We start from the raw sequence: 1209 nt of genomic DNA, 5'->3' as shown, positions 1-1209 counted from the left end.
CTGTCTGTCCCTGCTGGACCAGCAGGGACAGACAGACGCGCCTCGCGCCATCCGGACGACGCCCCACCCCGGTGAGTGGCGCGGATGGGGGTATACGGGCCGCATGGCACCGAAGACCGAACACCTCATGTCCCTGCGGGCCGTACGGCAGCTGCGCCGAGTCCGCACCTTGTACACGGCAGGTGTCCTGCTGTGGACGGCCGCTGCGGCCTGGACGGGGTGGGTCCACCCCGGGAGCCGGCAGATGTGGGTGTCCCTCTTCCTCCTGGCGGTCTTCACCGGCCTGCTCGGCGCCGCCTCTTTGTGGTTGCGGCGCCTCCAGGCCGCCCCGGTCCACAAGCCGGCGCATCACGCCACACCCCGACGGACCACCGCCCCACGCCACGCGGGCGCCTGAGCCTGGCACCCACAAATTCAGGGCGTGGTTGCACGTCAGGCGTGGCCCGGTGGGTTCACCTATGTGAGGAGTCGTCATGACCACCTTTCTCATCACCGTTCCCGGCACGTTCATCTCGGACATCACCGACTCCGCGCGCTCGGTTCTTGAACGGAAGCTGGCCTCACAGCACACGGACGTCAGTGAGAGTGAAGGCCTGAACCTCCTCACGCTGAACGAGGACAACACCTTCTCCGTCTGCCTCGAGGTTGATGCCCCGGACCGGTACGAGGCGGAGCTGGACGCCGCAAGGCTCGTCTCAGCCGCGCTGAAGGAGGCAGGGATCCCGGAAGGTGACGCGCCGCTCGGCCCGCCGGCCGTCACCGGGATCGACAGTGACCTCTGACCCCTTTTCGCCGCAGTCGGCCCATGCCGGACGTTGGAGGTAGTAGGCCGCCCCCTAGGAGGAGGTACGGGCCGGGGGTGGACTCCACCTTTCGCCACTCGGGTCGGGCGTCCTTTACGCCACGCGAAGGCCCCGACCGGCATGAGCCCTCTCGCAGTCAGCACGGCCCGCGGCAGCGGGCCCCAGGGACTGAAGGCGAAGCCGAAAGTCCCTTCGAGCGGGGGAGCGCAGCGGACCCGCCACAGCCGGTCTGCAGCGAAGCGGAAGACCGGCTGTGGGACAAAGTCCCGTTCGCTCCGGACGCGCAGCGAACGGAGCGGCAACCCGACCGCGCAGCGGTCGGGTTGAGCGGGGCACGCAGCGTCCCGCTTCCACCCCGCGAAGCGGGGGTGTTCGCTTGCATATCGCGCAGCGATATGGTACCCGC

2 protein-coding genes are annotated in these 1209 nt (G+C 69.1%); both read left to right on the top strand.

Annotated features, from left to right (window positions below; translation table 11 throughout):
• Window positions 1-103: 103 nt before the first annotated feature.
• On the top strand, window positions 104-397 hold the full coding sequence (locus ACFWVP_RS34795; protein ID WP_384502171.1) for a hypothetical protein: 294 nt from the start codon (window positions 104-106) through the stop codon (window positions 395-397).
• A 76-nt stretch (window positions 398-473) separates the two neighbouring features.
• Window positions 474-782 (top strand): hypothetical protein, encoded by a 309-nt coding sequence (locus tag ACFWVP_RS34790; protein WP_384502170.1) that lies wholly within the window; start codon window positions 474-476, stop codon window positions 780-782.
• The last annotated feature ends 427 nt before the right edge of the window (window positions 783-1209 follow it).

It is taken from the genome of Streptomyces sp. NPDC058637, from assembly GCF_042717325.1.
In the GTDB taxonomy this organism is placed as follows: domain Bacteria; phylum Actinomycetota; class Actinomycetes; order Streptomycetales; family Streptomycetaceae; genus Streptomyces.
This window is presented reverse-complemented; position numbering and strand designations above follow the sequence as displayed.